The organism is Burkholderia sp. AU16482, from assembly GCF_002223285.1.
Taxonomy (GTDB): Bacteria; Pseudomonadota; Gammaproteobacteria; order Burkholderiales; family Burkholderiaceae; genus Burkholderia; species Burkholderia semiarida.
The window spans coordinates 35,876-51,486 of the sequence record NZ_NKEY01000003.1 but is presented as its reverse complement, the minus strand read 5'-3'; the positions used below and the strand labels follow the sequence as shown (position 1 = coordinate 51,486).

Here is a 15,611-nt window from a genome sequence, read left to right as displayed (position 1 = left end):
CGGAAACCTGCGGTCAAACCACGGAGCGGTGCAGCAGCACCTCGAAAACGAACCGGCTGCCGACATACGCGAGCAGCAGCGCGGCGAACGACACGAGCACCCAGCGCGCGGCCCCGCGGCCACGCCAGCCCGACGTCTTGCGGGCGACCAGCAGGCCGCCGAACATCAGCCACGACAGGATCGCGAACACCGTCTTGTGATCGAGCCGCAACGCGCGCGCGTCGACCTGCTCGCTGAACAGGATGCCCGACGCGAGCGTCAGCGTCAGCAGCACGAAGCCGGCGCCGATCAGGCGGAACAGCAGCTTCTCGAGCGTGAGCAGCGGCGGCAGCGTTTCGAGCCAGCTCGCGATCCAGCCTGTCGAGCCGTCGCGCCCGCCGCTCCTGAGCGACTGCAGGCGCCGCTCGACCATCAGCATCAGGATCGCGTGCAGCGCGGCGATCGCGAAGAGGCCGTACGCGATGTTCGCGATCAGGAAATGCAGCTTGAACAGCGGCGCCGCGGCATAGGGCAGCACCCGCACGCCGCCGAATATCAGCGGCAGCAGCGACGCGCCGCACGCGAGCGGCAGCACCAGCAGGCGCAGGCTGTCGAGCGGGAAGAAGAAGCTCTCGATCCAGTAGATGCCGGCGCCGAGCCAGAACATCGCGGACAGCGCGAACGCGAAGCCGAACACCATCGCGTCGTTCGGAAAGATCGTCATGTGCAGCAGCACGCCGTGCGCGACCAGCGCGGCGAACAGCAGCGCGCGGCCGGCCCCGCTCATCCCGGACGCGGCGGACGCCGGGACCGGCACGGCCGGCACGCTCGCGACGAGCGGCGTCGCACCCTGGCGGTGCGCACGCCAGCCTGCGACGGCGAGGCCGCCGTACAGGAATGCGGTGAGAGCATACAGTACAATATCCATGTTCGAAGTTTACACTAGGCCCCCTCCCCGCGACGGCTCCCTTTGTTCGGTTCCGCCGCGCCTTCGGGCCCCACTGTCCATCGCTCCCCATGCTCGACAATCTCACTCAACGGATGGCGCGCGTCGTCAAGACGCTGCGCGGCGAGGCCCGGCTCACCGAGGCGAATACGCAGGAGATGCTCCGCGAGGTGCGTCTCGCGCTGCTGGAAGCCGACGTGTCGCTGCCGGTCGTCCGCGAATTCATCGCCAAGGTCAAGGAAAAGGCGCTCGGCGAAGAGGTGATCAGCAGCCTGTCGCCGGGCCAGGCGCTCGTCGGCGTGGTCCAGAAGGAACTCACCGCCGTGATCGGCGGCGATTACGAAGGCAAGGCCGCCGAGCTGAACCTCGCGGTCACGCCGCCCGCGGTGATCCTGATGGCCGGCCTGCAGGGCGCGGGCAAGACCACGACCGCCGGCAAGCTCGCGAAGCTGCTGCGCGAGAAGTACAAGAAGAAGGTGCTGACCGTGTCGTGCGACGTGTATCGCCCGGCCGCGATCATGCAGCTGAAAACGGTGAGCGAACAGGTCGGCGCCGATTTCTTCCCGTCCACGCCGGACCAGAAGCCCGTCGACATCGCGCTCGCGGCCGTCGACTGGGCGAAGCGCCACTACCATGATGTGCTGATCGTCGACACGGCCGGCCGCCTCGGCATCGACGAGGCGATGATGCAGGAAATCGCCGCGCTGCACGGCGTGCTGAAGCCGGCCGAAACGCTGTTCGTCGTCGACGCGATGCTCGGCCAGGACGCGGTCAACACCGCGAAGGCGTTCAACGACACGCTGCCGCTCACTGGCGTCGTACTCACCAAGCTCGACGGCGACTCGCGCGGCGGCGCCGCGTTGTCGGTGCGGCACATCACGGGCAAGCCGATCAAGTTCGTCGGCGTCGCCGAGAAGCTCGACGGCCTCGAGGTGTTCCACCCCGACCGGATGGCGAACCGGATCCTCGGCATGGGCGACATCCTCGCGCTCGTCGAGGAGGCGCAGCGCGGCGTCGACGTCCAGGCCGCGCAGAAGCTCGCCGACAAGGTCAAGAAAGGCGGCGACTTCGACCTGAACGATTTCCGCGCGCAGATCTCGCAGATGAAGAACATGGGCGGCCTGTCGTCGCTGATGGACAAACTGCCCGCGCAGTTCCAGCAGGCGGCGGCCGGCGCCGACATGGGCCAGGCCGAGAAGTCGATCCGCCGGATGGAAGGCATCATCAGCTCGATGACGCCCGCCGAGCGCGCGAAACCCGAAATCATCAAGGCGACGCGCAAGCGCCGCATTGCAGCCGGCGCGGGCGTGCCGGTGCAGGAAGTCAACCGGATGCTGAACCAGTACGACCAGATGCGTACGATGATGAAGAAGCTGAAGGGCGGCAACATGCAGAAGATGATGCGCGGGCTGAAGGGCATGATGCCCGGCATGCGCTGATTTCGCCCGTCGGCCGGCGCGCGGGTTTTTGCCGTAGCGCGCGCCGGCCGTTCTGCTTCATCCTTATTTGTATACCGACTGCCCGCCAGAACACATGAACCGCGAAGAAGCCCTCCACATTTTCGACCACTCCGAAGAGATCGTCTCGGCCGACGCCGTCAACGCGTCGATCTCGAAGATGGCCGACGCGATCCGCGCCGAGATCGGCGACGCGTTCCCGCTCGTTCTCTCGGTGATGGGCGGCGCTGCGGTGTTTACCGGGATGCTGCTGCCGCATCTCGATTTCCCGCTCGAATTCGACTACATCCACCTGACCCGCTACCGCAACACGACGCAGGGCAGCCCGGAGATGCACTGGCGTGTCGCACCGCGCGAATCGGTGAAGGACCGCATCGTGCTCGTACTCGACGACATCCTCGACGAAGGCGAGACGATGGCCGCGATCCGCGACCGCATCCTCGACATGGGCGCGAAGCGCTTCATGTCCGCCGTGCTGTGCGAGAAGACGCTCACGAAGGCGAAACCGCTGCACCCCGACTTCTGCGGCTTCTCGGTGCCGGACCGCTACGTGTTCGGCTGCGGGATGGACGCGAAGGGCTACTGGCGCAACCTGCCGACGATCCGCGCGCTGACCGCGAACGTCTGATCGCCGCGCTGTCCGCCATATACCCGCCATACAAATAGAAAGCGGCGCGCCGGTTGCCCGGGGCGCCGCTTTTTTGTTTCCGCGCCGCCTGCTTATAACTGGTGCACGAACGCGCGAATGCCGGCCAGCAGCATCTCGACCGAGATCGCGACGAGCACGAGCCCCATCAGCCGCTCGAACGCCGCGACCGTCCGCTCGCCGAGCCACTGCTGGATCCGTTCGGCCAGCACCAGCGTGATCGCGCAGACGAGCATCGTGACCGTCAGCGCGCCGACCCACTCGAGCATCTTGCCGGGCGCCTGCGACGTCATCAGCATCACCGTCGCGAGCGCGGACGGCCCCGCCAGCGCCGGAATCGCGAGCGGCACGATGAACGGCTCGCCGCCCGCGCGCGGATCGCTGCCCAGCGCGCCGTCCGGATGCGGGAAAATCATCCGCAGCGCGATCAGGAACAGCACGATCCCGCCGCCGAGCCGCAGCGACAGGTCGGTGAGGCTCATCATCCGCAGAAAGCGATCGCCGACCAGCATGAAGAACAGCAGGATCACGAACGCGATCCCCACTTCGCGCAGGATCAGCTTCACGCGCCGCTCGCGCGGCACATCCCGCATCGCCGAAATGAACAGCGGGATGTTGCCGAGCGGGTCCGTGATCAGCACGAGGAGCACGGTGGCGGACAGGAACGTGTATTCCATCGTGTCCCCGGTCGCCGCGCTCAGTGCGCGAGCGCGGCGCGGATCTTCTCGGCGACCGTCGCCGCGGCCGCGTCGGCCGGCAGCAGCGTCGCTTCGGCGTCGCGGCGGCCCTGGTATTCGACCTTGCCTTCCTTCAGGCCGCGCTCGCCGATCACGAGACGATGCGGCACGCCGATCAGTTCCCAGTCGGCGAACATCACGCCCGGGCGCTCGCCGCGATCGTCGAGGATCACGTCGATGCCGGCGGCGACGAGTTCCGCGTACAGCTTGTCGGCCGTCTCGCGCACCATGTCGCTGCGGTCGTAGCCCATCGGGCACAGCACGACCTCGAACGGCGCGATCGACTCGGGCCAGATGATGCCGCGGTCGTCGAAGTTCTGCTCGATCGCCGCACCCAGGATACGCGTGATACCGACGCCGTAGCAGCCCATCAGCATCGGCTGCGGCTTGCCCGACTCGTCGAGGAACGTCGCGCCCATCGCTTCCGAGTACTTGGTGCCGAGCTGGAACACGTGGCCGACTTCGATGCCGCGGCAGATGTCGATCACGCCCTTGCCGTCCGGCGACGGATCGCCCTTCTTCACGTTGCGCACGTCGGCGACTTCCGGCTCCGGCAGGTCGCGGCCCCAGTTCACGCCCGCGATGTGATAGTCGACCTCGTTCGCGCCGACGACGAAGTCGCTCATGTTCGCGACCGTGCGGTCGGCAATTACCTTCACCGGCTTCTTCGTGCCGACCGGGCCGAGGTAGCCCGGCGGCGTGCCGAACCACTCGACGATTTCCTGCTCGGTCGCGAAGCGGTGGTTCTTCAGGCCCGGCAGCTTCGACACCTTGATCTCGTTCAGATCGTGATCGCCGCGCAGCATCACGAGCCAGATGGTCGGCTCGGCGCCTTCATTGTCGGTCGCGAGCACGATCGACTTGATCGTGCGCTCGAGCGGGATCGACAGCAGTTCGGCGACGGCCTCGCACTTCGCCTTGCCGGGCGTCGCGACCTTTTCCATCGTTTCGGCCGGCGCCGCGCGCTCGGCAATCAGCGGCAGCGCTTCGGCCGCCTCGACGTTCGCCGCGAATTCGGACGTCGGGCAGTACGCGATCGCGTCCTCGCCGGTGTCGGCGATCACGTGAAATTCGTGCGAGAAGTTGCCGCCGATCGAGCCGCTGTCGGCCGCCACCGCGCGGAACTCGAGGCCGAGGCGCGTGAAGATGCGCACGTACGCGTCGTACATCTTGCGGTACGACTCGTTCAGGCCCGCCGCATCCTTGTCGAACGAATACGCGTCCTTCATGATGAATTCGCGGCCGCGCATCACGCCGAAGCGCGGACGGATCTCGTCGCGGAACTTCGTCTGGATCTGGTAGAAGTTCACCGGCATCTGCCGGTAGCTCTTGATCTGGTTGCGCGCGATGTCGGTGACGACTTCCTCGTGCGTCGGCCCGATCACGAAATCGTTGTCCTTGCGGTCCTTGAAGCGCAGCAACTCGGGGCCGTACTGTTCCCAGCGGCCCGATTCCTGCCACAGCTCGGCCGGCTGCACGGCCGGCATCAGCAGCTCGATGGCGCCCGCCCGGTTCATTTCCTCGCGCACGATCGCCTCGACCTTGCGAATCGAACGCAGGCCGACCGGCAGATAGTTGTAGATGCCGCCGGCGACGCGACGGATCATGCCGGCGCGGACCATCAGCTTGTGGCTGACGATCTCTGCGTCGGCGGGTGCCTCTTTCAGGGTGCCGATAAAGAAACGGGAAGCTTTCATGCGGACGGTTCCAAAAACGGCGCCCCCAGGCGGGGCGCCCGAAAAAGTTTCAAGGTGAAAAAGCTGCGCGCGGCGAACAACGAGGGACGACGATGGCGCAGACGACGTAGCAGACTAATCAGGGACAATTCAGCCGGCGTACCCCGCGCGGATTCGCTCCGTCACGGTGCGCAGCGCCCGTTATCTGTTTATAATCAAAGCAATTTTAAAGGATTCGAAGGTGGTTGTATGCTGGATCGTGAAGGCTTTCGCCCGAACGTCGGCATCATCCTCTTGAACGCGCGCAACGAGGTGTTTTGGGGCAAGCGGCTCCGCGAGCATTCCTGGCAGTTTCCTCAAGGTGGGATCAAGTACGGCGAGACCCCCATGCAGGCGATGTACCGGGAACTGCACGAGGAAACGGGCCTGCATCCGGAACACGTCAAGATAATCGGCCGCACTCGCGACTGGTTGCGTTACGAGGTGCCTGACAAGTTCATCAAACGCGAAGTACGCGGTCATTACCGCGGCCAGAAGCAGATCTGGTTCCTGCTGCGGATGGTCGGACGCGATTGCGACATTTGCTTGCGCGCGACCGATCACCCGGAGTTCGATGCGTGGCGCTGGAACGAGTACTGGGTGCCGCTCGATGCGGTGATCGAGTTCAAGCGGGATGTCTATCAGTTGGCGCTGACGGAACTGTCGCGCTTCCTGCGCCGCCCGGCGCAGCGAGCCGAGAAGCCGCGCGGGCCGCGTGTGTCGCGCTATCCGCGCGTCATCGGCGCACAGGCCCAGACGCTGACGATTGTCGACGCATCGGTAGTCTGTTCGGAGATCGAAGTGGAAGCGAGCACGCTCGACGAGATGCCGCCCCGCGTGATCGTCGGCAAATGACGAGTTGGACTGCATGACCGGGCGCGACCTTGGTGTCGCGCCCTTTTTTTACGAGGAATGCATATTGAAAGCGATTGCTCTCGCGCTCGCATCGATCGCCGCGATGGCCGCCCTGGCCGGCTGCGCGAACTCGAAAGCGCCGTCCAACAAGGATGACAGCGAGTTCGTGTACCTGCTCGACCGTCAGGGAACCTGGAAGGAAAACGCCGTCGACACGCTGCCGCCGCTGCCGCAAACGGGCGATCTGCTGCCATTCAACGTGTCGCAGAACACGCCGCTCAAGTTCTTCGTCGATGCGAAGTCGCTCGACGTCGGCACCGACGGCGTCGTGCGCTACGCCGTCGTGATCACGAGCCCGGCCGGCGCGCGCAACGTGAACTACGAAGGCATCCGCTGCGACACCTACGAATGGCGCCAGTACGCCGGCCTGAACGCGGACCACAACGGCTGGGATCGCACCGTCGAGAACGACTGGCGGCGCATCGAGAACGGCGAGTTGAACGCCTACCACTCCGCGCTCTACCAGGACTACTTCTGCTCGAACAAGATGCCCCAGGGCTCCACCCGGCAGATCCTCGAAAACATCCGGTTCCACCGCACCGCGATGACGCAGCTGCGCTGACGACGCGCGGGGGCCCGTCGCCCGCATCGCCCCGCTGCAACGAAAAGCCCGCGCGATGCGGGCTTTTTCATTTCGACGACGAAAACCGGCTGGCGATCACACCAGCACGAGGTTGTCGCGATGAATCAGTTCGGGCTCCAGCATGTAGCCGAGCACGGCCTCGATCTCGCCGCTCGGCTTGCGGTGAATCAGCTTCGTTTCCGCGCTGCTGTAGTTCGTGAGCCCGCGCGCCACCTCGCGCCCGTCCGGGCCGACACACGCGATCACCTCGCCGCGCGCGAACGCGCCCTGCACGTCGGTGACGCCGATCGGCAGCAGGCTCTTGCCGCCGGCCGTCAGCTTCTCGACCGCGCCGGCATCGATCACGACATGGCCGCGCACCTGCAGATGATCGGCCATCCATTGCTTGCGTGCCGCCATCCGCGCCGTCCGTGCGATCAGTTGCGTGCCGATCGCCTCGCCGGCCGCCAGCCGCACGAGCACGTCGGACTCCCGGCCGCTTGCGATCACGGTATTCGCGCCGCTGTGCGCCGCCCGCTTCGCCGCGAGGATCTTCGTCAGCATTCCGCCGCGGCCCAGACTCGAACCGGCTCCGCCTGCCATCGCCTCGAGCTCCGGTGCGCCCGCATTGGCCTCGCCGACGAGCGTCGCATTCGGATCCTTGCGCGGATCGGCCGTGAACAGCCCCGACTGGTCGGTGAGGATGATCAGCGCATCGCCTTCGATCAGGTTCGCGACGAGCGCGCCGAGCGTGTCGTTGTCGCCGAACTTGATTTCGTCGGTGACGACCGTGTCGTTCTCGTTGATGATCGGCACGACGCCGAGCCGCAGCAGCGTGAGCAGCGTCGAGCGCGCGTTCAGATAGCGTTCGCGATCCGCCAGGTCGGCGTGCGTGAGCAGGATCTGCGCGGTGCGGATGCCGTGCTCGGTAAAGCGGCTTTCGTAGACTTGCGCGAGCCCCATCTGGCCGACCGCGGCGGCGGCCTGCAACTCGTCGATTTCCCGCGGCCGCTTGCTCCAGCCGAGCCGCTGCATGCCTTCGGCGATCGCGCCCGAACTGACGAGCACGACTTCCTTGCCCTGCGCACGCAGCGCAGCGATCTGGGCTGCCCAGCGGCCGATTGCAGCATGATCGAGCCCCTTGCCGTCGTTGGTCACGAGGCTGGAGCCCACCTTCACCACCAATCGCTTCGAATCCGCGATGATCGAACGCATCCTGCACTGTCTCCTGTATCTGATGCCCGCCCCGGCCGGGCCCGATGGAACGCCAACGCCGGGCGGCACGCCCGGCGCGTCAGCGAACCGTTCAGGCGTCGTCGCCCGGCGCCGCACCACCCTTCGCCGACGGCGCCTCGCGGAAACGCACGTCCGCCGCGAGATCCTCCGCCTCCGCCGCGCGATGCGCGTCCGAATGTTCGGAGAGGTAGTCGTAGATCGCGTAGCACAGCGCTTCGCAGCCCTGGCCCGTGAGCGCCGAGATCTCGAACACGGGGCCGTCCCAGCCGAAGCGGTCGAGGAAATCCGCGACGCGCGCCTCGCGCTCGTCTTCCGGCACCATGTCCAACTTGTTGAGCACGAGCCAGCGCGGCTTCTCGTAGAGCGCCTCGTCGTACTTGCGCAGCTCGCCGACGATCGCCGTCGCTTCCGCGACCGGATCGACGCTTTCGTCGAACGGCGCGAGATCGACCAGATGCAGCAGCACGCCGGTACGCTGCAGGTGGCGCAGGAATTGATGCCCGAGGCCCGCGCCTTCGGCCGCCCCTTCGATCAGCCCCGGGATATCGGCGATCACGAAGCTCTTGCTCGGCCCGACACGCACCACGCCGAGATTCGGCGCGAGCGTCGTGAACGGGTAGTCGGCGATCTTCGGCTTCGCGTTCGACACCGACGAGATGAAGGTCGACTTGCCCGCGTTGGGCATGCCGAGCAGGCCGACGTCGGCGAGCACCTTCAGCTCGAGCTTCAGCATGCGCCGCTCGCCCGGCTTGCCGTCCGTCTTCTGGCGCGGCGCGCGGTTCGTGCTCGACTTGAAATGCAGGTTGCCGAGGCCGCCGGCGCCGCCCTGCGCGAGCATCACCCGCTGGTCGTGCTCGGTCAGATCGGCGATCAGCTCGCCGGTATCCATGTCGCTGATGATCGTGCCGACCGGCATGCGCAGCGTGACATCGTCGCCGCCCTTGCCGTAGCAATCCGAGCCGCGGCCGTTTTCGCCGTTGCGCGCGAGGTGCTTCTTCGCGTAACGGTAGTCGATCAGCGTGTTGATGTTGCGGTCGGCGATCGCGTAAACGCTGCCGCCCCGGCCGCCGTCGCCGCCGTCCGGCCCGCCGAACGGGACGAATTTCTCGCGGCGCATCGACGCGCTGCCATCGCCTCCGTCGCCGGCGATGACTTCGATTCGTGCTTCGTCAATGAACTTCATTCGCCACTCCGCCCAGTATTTCCGCTATTGTGCCGCGCGCCGACACGCTTGAACAATCTGCCGTTCGGCCGATCGTACGCCGGTTGCGCGAGGGTCGCCGGCGCGCATTTGCGGCCGGCGACCCAATAAAAAAGGCCCCGCGAAGACTGCGGGGCCTTTCGGCTACGAAGCCCGTGGGTGCCTGACTCAGGCAGCCGCCGGGACGACGATGACCAGATGCTTCTTGTCCGCGCCCTTCGTCGCGAACTTGACGTGACCGTCGACCAGCGCGAACAGGGTGTGATCCTTGCCCATGCCGACGTTCTCGCCAGCGTGCATGCGCGTGCCGCGCTGACGCACGATGATGCCGCCAGCGTTGATTGCCTGGCCGCCGTACACTTTCACGCCGAGACGTTTCGACTCGGAGTCGCGGCCGTTCCGGGAAGAGCCGCCTGCCTTTTTGTGTGCCATCTGATTGCTCCTTTACCGAGGCGCTTACGCGTTGATCGCGTCGATGCGCAGCTCAGTGTAGTTCTGGCGGTGGCCGCCGTGCTTTTGGTAGTGCTTCCGGCGACGCATCTTGAAGATGGTGACCTTGGCATGACGACCGTGCGACACGACGGTGGCCTTGACGGAAGCCCCACTGACCAGCGGCGTACCGAACTTAATCGATTCGCCTTCGCCCACTGCGAGAACCTGGTCGAGCGTGATTTCAGCGTCAATGTCAGCCGGTATCTGTTCTACTTTGAGTTTTTCGCCAACGGCAACCTTGTACTGCTTGCCGCCGGTTTTTATGACCGCGTACATTGAGAACCTCACTCTGGATCCAATTTTTCCGCACACCACGCGCGGAAAACACGTGATTATACATGGGGTTAGCACCCAAGTCAAAGCCGATCGACGATTGCCGCGCGCGGGCCTCGGCCGGACGGCCAAAATCGCGCCACGGGTATGTCTGACAGACCGGCATATCGCGGATTCGACTTATAATCCGCCGCATCACCCAATTCCATCATCATGTCGTCGTCCACCGCCTCCCCCACCCTCAGCGCCGCCCACCTGCTCGCCCCGATCACCAGCGACATGGAGCAGGTGAATCGCGTTATCCGGCAAAGCCTCGCGTCCGACGTGCTGCTGATCAACCAGATCGCCGAGTACATCATCGGCGCGGGCGGCAAGCGGCTGCGTCCGGCGTTGCTGCTGCTCGTCGCCGGCGCGCTCGGCGAAACGTCGCACCAGCGGCACGTGCTGGCCGCCGTCGTCGAGTTCATCCATACGGCCACGCTGCTGCATGACGACGTCGTCGACGAATCCGAGCTGCGCCGCGGCCGCCAGACCGCCAATGCGCTGTTCGGCAACGCGGCGAGCGTGCTGGTAGGCGATTACCTCTACTCGCGCTCGTTCGAGATGATGGTCGGCGTCGGCAAGATGCGCGTGATGGAGATCCTGTCCGAAGCGACGACGATCATTTCGGAAGGCGAGGTGCTGCAACTCCTGAACATGCACGACGCGGACGTCGACGAGACGCGCTACATGCAGGTGATCCGCTACAAGACGGCGAAGCTGTTCGAGGCGTCGGCCCGCCTGGGCGCGGTGCTCGCGGGCGCCGACGCGCCGACCGAGGCCGCCGCCGCCGAATACGGCCGCCGGATCGGCACCGCATTCCAGATCATGGACGACTGGCTCGACTATGCGGGCACCGCCGAGGCAATGGGCAAGAATGCCGGCGACGACCTGCGCGAAGGCAAGCCGACGCTGCCGCTCATCTATCTGATCGAACGCGGCACGCCCGACCAGTCGGCGCTCGCCCGCGAGGCGATCGAACACGGCGGCACCGATCGCTTCGACACGATTTTCGAAGCGATCACGCGCTCGGGCGCGCTCGACCACACGCTCGAATGCGCACGCCAGGAAGCGCAGGCGGCGGCGGCGGCGATTGCCGCGTTCCCCGATTCGATCTACAAGGAAAGCCTGCTCGGGTTGTGTTCATACTCGACGTCACGGCAGTCGTAAACACGCGGCGAACGGGAAGCGCCGCCTTGTCTCGAAAAATTTCTTCACCAAAGTATTCCCTTTTAGAAAAAACATCGTTATAGTTACGTTCTTGCTTGTGACGACGCAGCGATCTTCAAGAAGACGGCGAAGTCCGAAGAGCAAAAATCGGGGTGTAGCTTAGCCTGGTAGAGCGCTACGTTCGGGACGTAGAGGCCGGAGGTTCGAATCCTCTCACCCCGACCAGATTTAAAAAAACCGTGCACCTTGTGCACGGTTTTTTTTCGTCCGGCCGCCGCGGGCCCTCGTGTCGCGCGCGACACATCGCGGTCGCCGGCCTCTGCTATATTTGCCCCATCCCTGTCCTTCACTGCCCTTTCCAACGCGTGGACCAAATTCCCTTATGGGCGCAAATCGGCGCCGTCTTCCTGCTTCTCCTCTGTTCCAGCTTCTTTTCCATTTCCGAGACCGCGATGATGGCGCTCAATCGCCATCGGCTGAAGCATCTCGCCGGCCAGGGCGTGCTCGGCGCGAAAACCACGCAGGGGCTGCTCACGCGCACTGACTTGCTGCTCAGCGTGATCCTGATCGGCAACAACCTGTTCAACACGATCATTCCGGTCCTCACGACCTCGCTCGCGCTCCATACGTTCGGCCGCAACAACCTCGCGCTGTCGATCGCGACCGGCGTCGTCGCGTTCCTGATCATCGTGTTCGCGGAAATCGCGCCGAAGATCGTCGGCGCGACGTTCCCCGAGCGCATCGCGCTGCCCGCAAGCCTCGTGATCGCCCCGTTGATGCGCGTGTTCAAGCCGGTCGTCTGGTTCGTCAATGCGCTCGCGAACGGCGTGCTGTGGGTGCTGCGCATCAACACGAAGAAGGGCCGCGACCAGCGAATGTCGGCCGACGAGCTGCGCGCCATCGTGCTCGAATCGAGCAGTTTCATGCCGACCAAGCACCGCAGCATCCTGCTCAACCTGTTCGACCTCGAGAACATCACGGTCGACGACGTGATGGTGCCGCGCCGCCAGATCGAGTCGCTCAACTTCTACGCGCCGCTCGACGACATCCTGCATCAGCTCGAAACCTGCTATCACAACCGCCTGGTGGTCTACGAAGGCGACATCGACAAGGTGCTCGGCGTGCTGCACGTGCGCAAGACGCTCACCGGGCTGCACAACCAGGATTTCGACCGCGAGACGCTGCGCACGCTGCTCGCCGAGCCGTACTACGTGCCGTCGGGCACGCCGGTGGTCCAGCAGCTCCAGTTCTTCCAGGAAACCCGGCAGCGCACCGCGCTCGTCGTCAACGAGTACGGCGAGCTCGAAGGACTCGTCACGCCCGAGGACATCATCGAGGAGCTGATCGGCGAATTCACGACGTCGATGCCGCGCAGCGAACGCGCGGGCGGCTGGGACGAGAACGGCGAATGCATCGTGTCGGCCAGCATGCCGCTGCGCGAACTGAACCGCTGGCTGCACCTGAAACTGCCGACCGACGGGCCGAAGACGCTGAATGGGCTCGTGCTCGAGATCCTCGAGGAAATTCCCGAAGACGACGTGTGCCTGAAAATCGGCGACGTGATGCTCGAAGTGATGCGCAGCGACGATCAGGCGGTACGCACTGTCAAGCTTTTCAAGCCGCGCGGCACGCGCAGCGGGCGCGCCGCCTCCCGCTAGCCGAACGGCCGACTGCCGGCGCCGCCCGCGACGCGCGATCATCTGCGCATCACGGTCAACAGGCGGCCAGCGCGCCGGCTCACATGCACTTCCCTTCCTCCGGGGCGTCGCCGCACACGCAGTCGGCGCCCGCGCACGCCGCCGCGCCCCATGCACTCGATGCGGCCCAGCTCGACGATGCCCCCGCCGTACGGCTGCTGACGGACACGCTGCACGCGGCGCGCGTGCGCGACGCGTCGGACATCCACGTCGAGCCGTTCGAAGCCGGCTGGCGCATCCGTCTGCGCATCGACGGCGTACTGCATGAACATGCGCGACCGCCGCTGCACCTGCGCGATGCGCTCGTGACGCGGATCAAGGTGCTCTCGCGCATGGACATCGCCGAGCGGCGGCTTCCGCAGGACGGCCGGCTGCGCATCGCGATCGACGGCGGCACGCGCGGCGACTACCGCGTCAGTTCGCTGCCGACGCTGTTCGGCGAAAAGCTCGTGCTGCGGCGGCTCGAAACGCTGCCGCCCGATCTCACGCTTGCCAACCTCGGCTTCGACGCGCGGCAGGCCGCCGCGATGGAGGCCGCGATCCGCGCGCCGCATGGCCTCGTGCTCGTCACCGGCCCGACCGGCAGCGGCAAGACGCTGTCGCTCTACTGCGCGCTGCAGATGCTCGATCGCGACGCGCACAACGTCTGTACGGTCGAGGATCCCGCCGAGATCCAGCTCGACGGGATCAACCAGGTCGGCGTCGCCGACAAGGCCGGTCTCACGTTTGCGACCGCGCTGCGCGCGCTGTTGCGACAGGATCCCGACGTCATCATGGTCGGCGAGATTCGCGATGCGGAGACGGCCGATGTCGCGATCAAGGCCGCCCAGACAGGCCATCTCGTGCTGTCGACGCTGCATACGAACGACGCGCCGGCCGCCGTCGCGCGGCTGCTCGACATCGGCGTCGCGCCGTACAACCTCGCGGCCGCGCTGCACCTCGTCACCGCGCAGCGCCTCGTCCGGCGCCTGTGCGTCGCCTGCCGCGTGCATTCGGACGCATCGGCGCGCGCGTTGCGGGAAGCCGGCTGCGACCCGGCGGCGCTGGCAACCGGCTGGCGGCCGTTCGTCGCGCGCGGCTGTTCCGCCTGTCACGGAATCGGCTATCGCGGCCGCATCGGCCTGCATCAGACGATGCCGGTATCGCCCGGGCTGGCCGAGCGCATCGTCGCGCGGGCAAGCGTCCGCGAACTCGCGCAATGCGTGGCGGCCGAGGGCGTGCGTACCCTGCGCGACGCGGCATTCGCGCGCGTGCTGGACGGCACGACGAGCATCGCTGAAGCCGTCGCCGCCACGCCCGCGGCGTGAACGTTCGCACGCCACCGCGCGAAACCCGCTTTGCATGGCGCGGCCGCCATCGCGACGGCGCGCCGCGCCGCGGGATCGTCATCGCCTTCGACGCGGCGGCCGCGCGTGCCACGCTCGCGCGCGACGGCATCGCGGTACTGTCGCTCGACGTCCGCGGGCCGGCCCGCCCGCCGGCGGCCGGCGCCCGTGACATCACGCGCTTCACGCGCCAGCTCGCGAGCCTGTTGCAGGCCGGCCTGCCGCTTGCACCGTCGCTCGAGATGCTCGCGCGCACCCGCACGCGCGACGGCGTGCCGCGCATCGCCGCGGGGCTCGCCCGCGAGATCGTCGGCGGCCGGCGCTTCGCCGACGCACTCGCACGTTATCCCTCGCAGTTCGGTACGCTGTATCGTCAGTTGATCGAGGTCGGCGAGGCGTCCGGTTCGCTCGGCATCGTGCTGACGCGGGTCGCGGAACACCGCGAGCGCGCCGACGCGCAATGGCGCAAGCTGCGTGCCGCGCTCGCGTATCCGGCCGCCGTCATCCTGTTCGCGCTCGCGATCTCGGCAGCATTGATGGTGTGGGTCGTGCCGACCTTCCGGCAGATCTTCGACGGTTTCGGCGCCGCCCTGCCCGCGCCGACCCGCGCGCTGCTCGCGTTGTCCTCCGCGCTGTCGGCGTGGGGCGGCGTGCTGCTGGCCGGCGCGGCCGCCACGGGGCTTGCCGCGCAGCACGCGCTTCGGCGCTCGTCCGCATTGCGCCATGCGCTCGCGCGACACCTGTTGCGCGCGCCGCTCGCGGGCAGCGCACTGGAGCGGTTCGCCGCCGCACGCTGGTGCCGCTCGCTAGCGACCCTGCTCGGCGCCGGCGTGCCGCTCGCCGATGCGTTCGCCACGCTCGAGCGCACGGCCGGCCACCCGGTGTTCGCGCAGGCTACCGCGCACATCGCCGCACGCGTGTTGCGCGGCGTGCGCCTGGCCGATGCGATGCATTCGGCCGGCTGCTTTCCGGACGACGTCGTGCAACCGATCGCCGTCGCCGAGGAAACCGGTGCGCTCGACACGATGCTCGCCGACATCGCCGCGTTGTGCGAACGTCAGCTCGACGCGCGCCTCGATGCGCTCGCGGCGCTCGGCGAACCGTTGATCGTGATCGTCCTGGGCGCGCTCGTCGGCGGCCTCGTGATCGCGATGTACCTGCCCATCCTTCAGCTCGGCAACGTGGTGTAGCATCGCAACCGACTCTGTCGCCTTTTTGCCC

The 15,611-nt window shown here is 66.6% G+C and carries 15 protein-coding genes and 1 tRNA gene; 9 read left to right on the top strand and 7 right to left on the bottom strand.

The features are described 5' to 3' along the window. Positions 1-13: 13 nt before the first annotated feature. A complete protein-coding gene (locus CFB35_RS02560; protein ID WP_059580909.1) occupies positions 14-907 on the bottom strand; it encodes an inner membrane protein YpjD in 894 nt (297 codons plus the stop codon). An 89-nt stretch (positions 908-996) separates the two neighbouring features. Here CFB35_RS02560 and ffh point away from each other — a divergent pair, with 89 nt between their 5' ends. Together ffh and CFB35_RS02550 are read left to right on the top strand one after the other, a co-directional pair. Continuing rightward, positions 997-2,364: a signal recognition particle protein gene (ffh, locus tag CFB35_RS02555; protein WP_059580906.1), complete on the top strand. Its 1,368-nt coding sequence runs from the start codon at positions 997-999 to the stop codon at positions 2,362-2,364. A 94-nt stretch (positions 2,365-2,458) separates the two neighbouring features. Continuing rightward, the gene (locus CFB35_RS02550) at positions 2,459-3,010 is read left to right on the top strand and encodes a hypoxanthine-guanine phosphoribosyltransferase (protein ID WP_059580903.1); all 552 of its coding nucleotides are present in this window, start codon (positions 2,459-2,461) and stop codon (positions 3,008-3,010) included. Positions 3,011-3,102: 92 nt separating this feature from the next. Here CFB35_RS02550 and CFB35_RS02545 read toward each other — a convergent pair whose 3' ends face one another. Together CFB35_RS02545 and CFB35_RS02540 are read right to left on the bottom strand one after the other, a co-directional pair. Further along, complete coding sequence (locus tag CFB35_RS02545) at positions 3,103-3,705, bottom strand: MarC family protein (protein WP_059638023.1); 603 nt, start codon at positions 3,703-3,705, stop codon at positions 3,103-3,105. A gap of 20 nt (positions 3,706-3,725) precedes the next feature. After that, complete coding sequence (locus CFB35_RS02540) at positions 3,726-5,462, bottom strand: proline--tRNA ligase (protein WP_059580899.1); 1,737 nt, start codon at positions 5,460-5,462, stop codon at positions 3,726-3,728. Between the two features lie 228 nt (positions 5,463-5,690). Between CFB35_RS02540 and CFB35_RS02530 the strand changes: the two genes are divergently transcribed. Both CFB35_RS02530 and CFB35_RS02525 read left to right on the top strand, forming a co-directional pair. Then, entirely contained in the window at positions 5,691-6,335 is a 645-nt protein-coding gene (locus tag CFB35_RS02530) for an RNA pyrophosphohydrolase (RefSeq protein ID WP_006496762.1), read from the top strand. A gap of 13 nt (positions 6,336-6,348) precedes the next feature. Continuing rightward, positions 6,349-6,957 carry a CNP1-like family protein gene (locus CFB35_RS02525; protein ID WP_059580894.1) on the top strand — a complete coding sequence of 203 codons (609 nt, stop codon included), beginning with the start codon at positions 6,349-6,351 and terminating at the stop codon, positions 6,955-6,957. A 96-nt stretch (positions 6,958-7,053) separates the two neighbouring features. On the opposite strand, the gene proB is transcribed toward CFB35_RS02525, so the two are convergent. From proB to rplU, 4 genes are all read right to left on the bottom strand, one after another. Next, positions 7,054-8,172, bottom strand: coding sequence for a glutamate 5-kinase (gene proB / locus CFB35_RS02520; RefSeq protein WP_059580892.1), 1,119 nt, complete (start codon positions 8,170-8,172; stop codon positions 7,054-7,056). 91 nt (positions 8,173-8,263) lie between these two features. Beyond that, entirely contained in the window at positions 8,264-9,376 is a 1,113-nt protein-coding gene (gene obgE / locus CFB35_RS02515) for a GTPase ObgE (RefSeq protein WP_059580889.1), read from the bottom strand. A 186-nt stretch (positions 9,377-9,562) separates the two neighbouring features. Beyond that, positions 9,563-9,826: a 50S ribosomal protein L27 gene (gene rpmA / locus CFB35_RS02510; protein ID WP_006476999.1), complete on the bottom strand. Its 264-nt coding sequence runs from the start codon at positions 9,824-9,826 to the stop codon at positions 9,563-9,565. A gap of 24 nt (positions 9,827-9,850) precedes the next feature. Then, on the bottom strand, positions 9,851-10,162 hold the full coding sequence (rplU, locus tag CFB35_RS02505; RefSeq protein WP_006025184.1) for a 50S ribosomal protein L21: 312 nt from the start codon (positions 10,160-10,162) through the stop codon (positions 9,851-9,853). Positions 10,163-10,372: 210 nt separating this feature from the next. Between rplU and CFB35_RS02500 the strand changes: the two genes are divergently transcribed. From CFB35_RS02500 to CFB35_RS02480, 5 genes are all read left to right on the top strand, one after another. After that, complete coding sequence (locus tag CFB35_RS02500) at positions 10,373-11,368, top strand: polyprenyl synthetase family protein (protein WP_059580886.1); 996 nt, start codon at positions 10,373-10,375, stop codon at positions 11,366-11,368. Between the two features lie 148 nt (positions 11,369-11,516). Then, positions 11,517-11,593: transfer RNA gene (locus CFB35_RS02495), tRNA-Pro, on the top strand. A 140-nt stretch (positions 11,594-11,733) separates the two neighbouring features. Further along, the gene (locus tag CFB35_RS02490; RefSeq protein WP_081066450.1) at positions 11,734-13,026 is read left to right on the top strand and encodes an HlyC/CorC family transporter; all 1,293 of its coding nucleotides are present in this window, start codon (positions 11,734-11,736) and stop codon (positions 13,024-13,026) included. A gap of 83 nt (positions 13,027-13,109) precedes the next feature. Continuing rightward, positions 13,110-14,372: a GspE/PulE family protein gene (locus CFB35_RS02485; RefSeq protein ID WP_059580879.1), complete on the top strand. Its 1,263-nt coding sequence runs from the start codon at positions 13,110-13,112 to the stop codon at positions 14,370-14,372. Next, a complete protein-coding gene (locus tag CFB35_RS02480; RefSeq protein ID WP_059580877.1) occupies positions 14,369-15,580 on the top strand; it encodes a type II secretion system F family protein in 1,212 nt (403 codons plus the stop codon). The genes CFB35_RS02485 and CFB35_RS02480 overlap by 4 nt, the downstream gene beginning before the upstream one ends. The last annotated feature ends 31 nt before the right edge of the window (positions 15,581-15,611 follow it).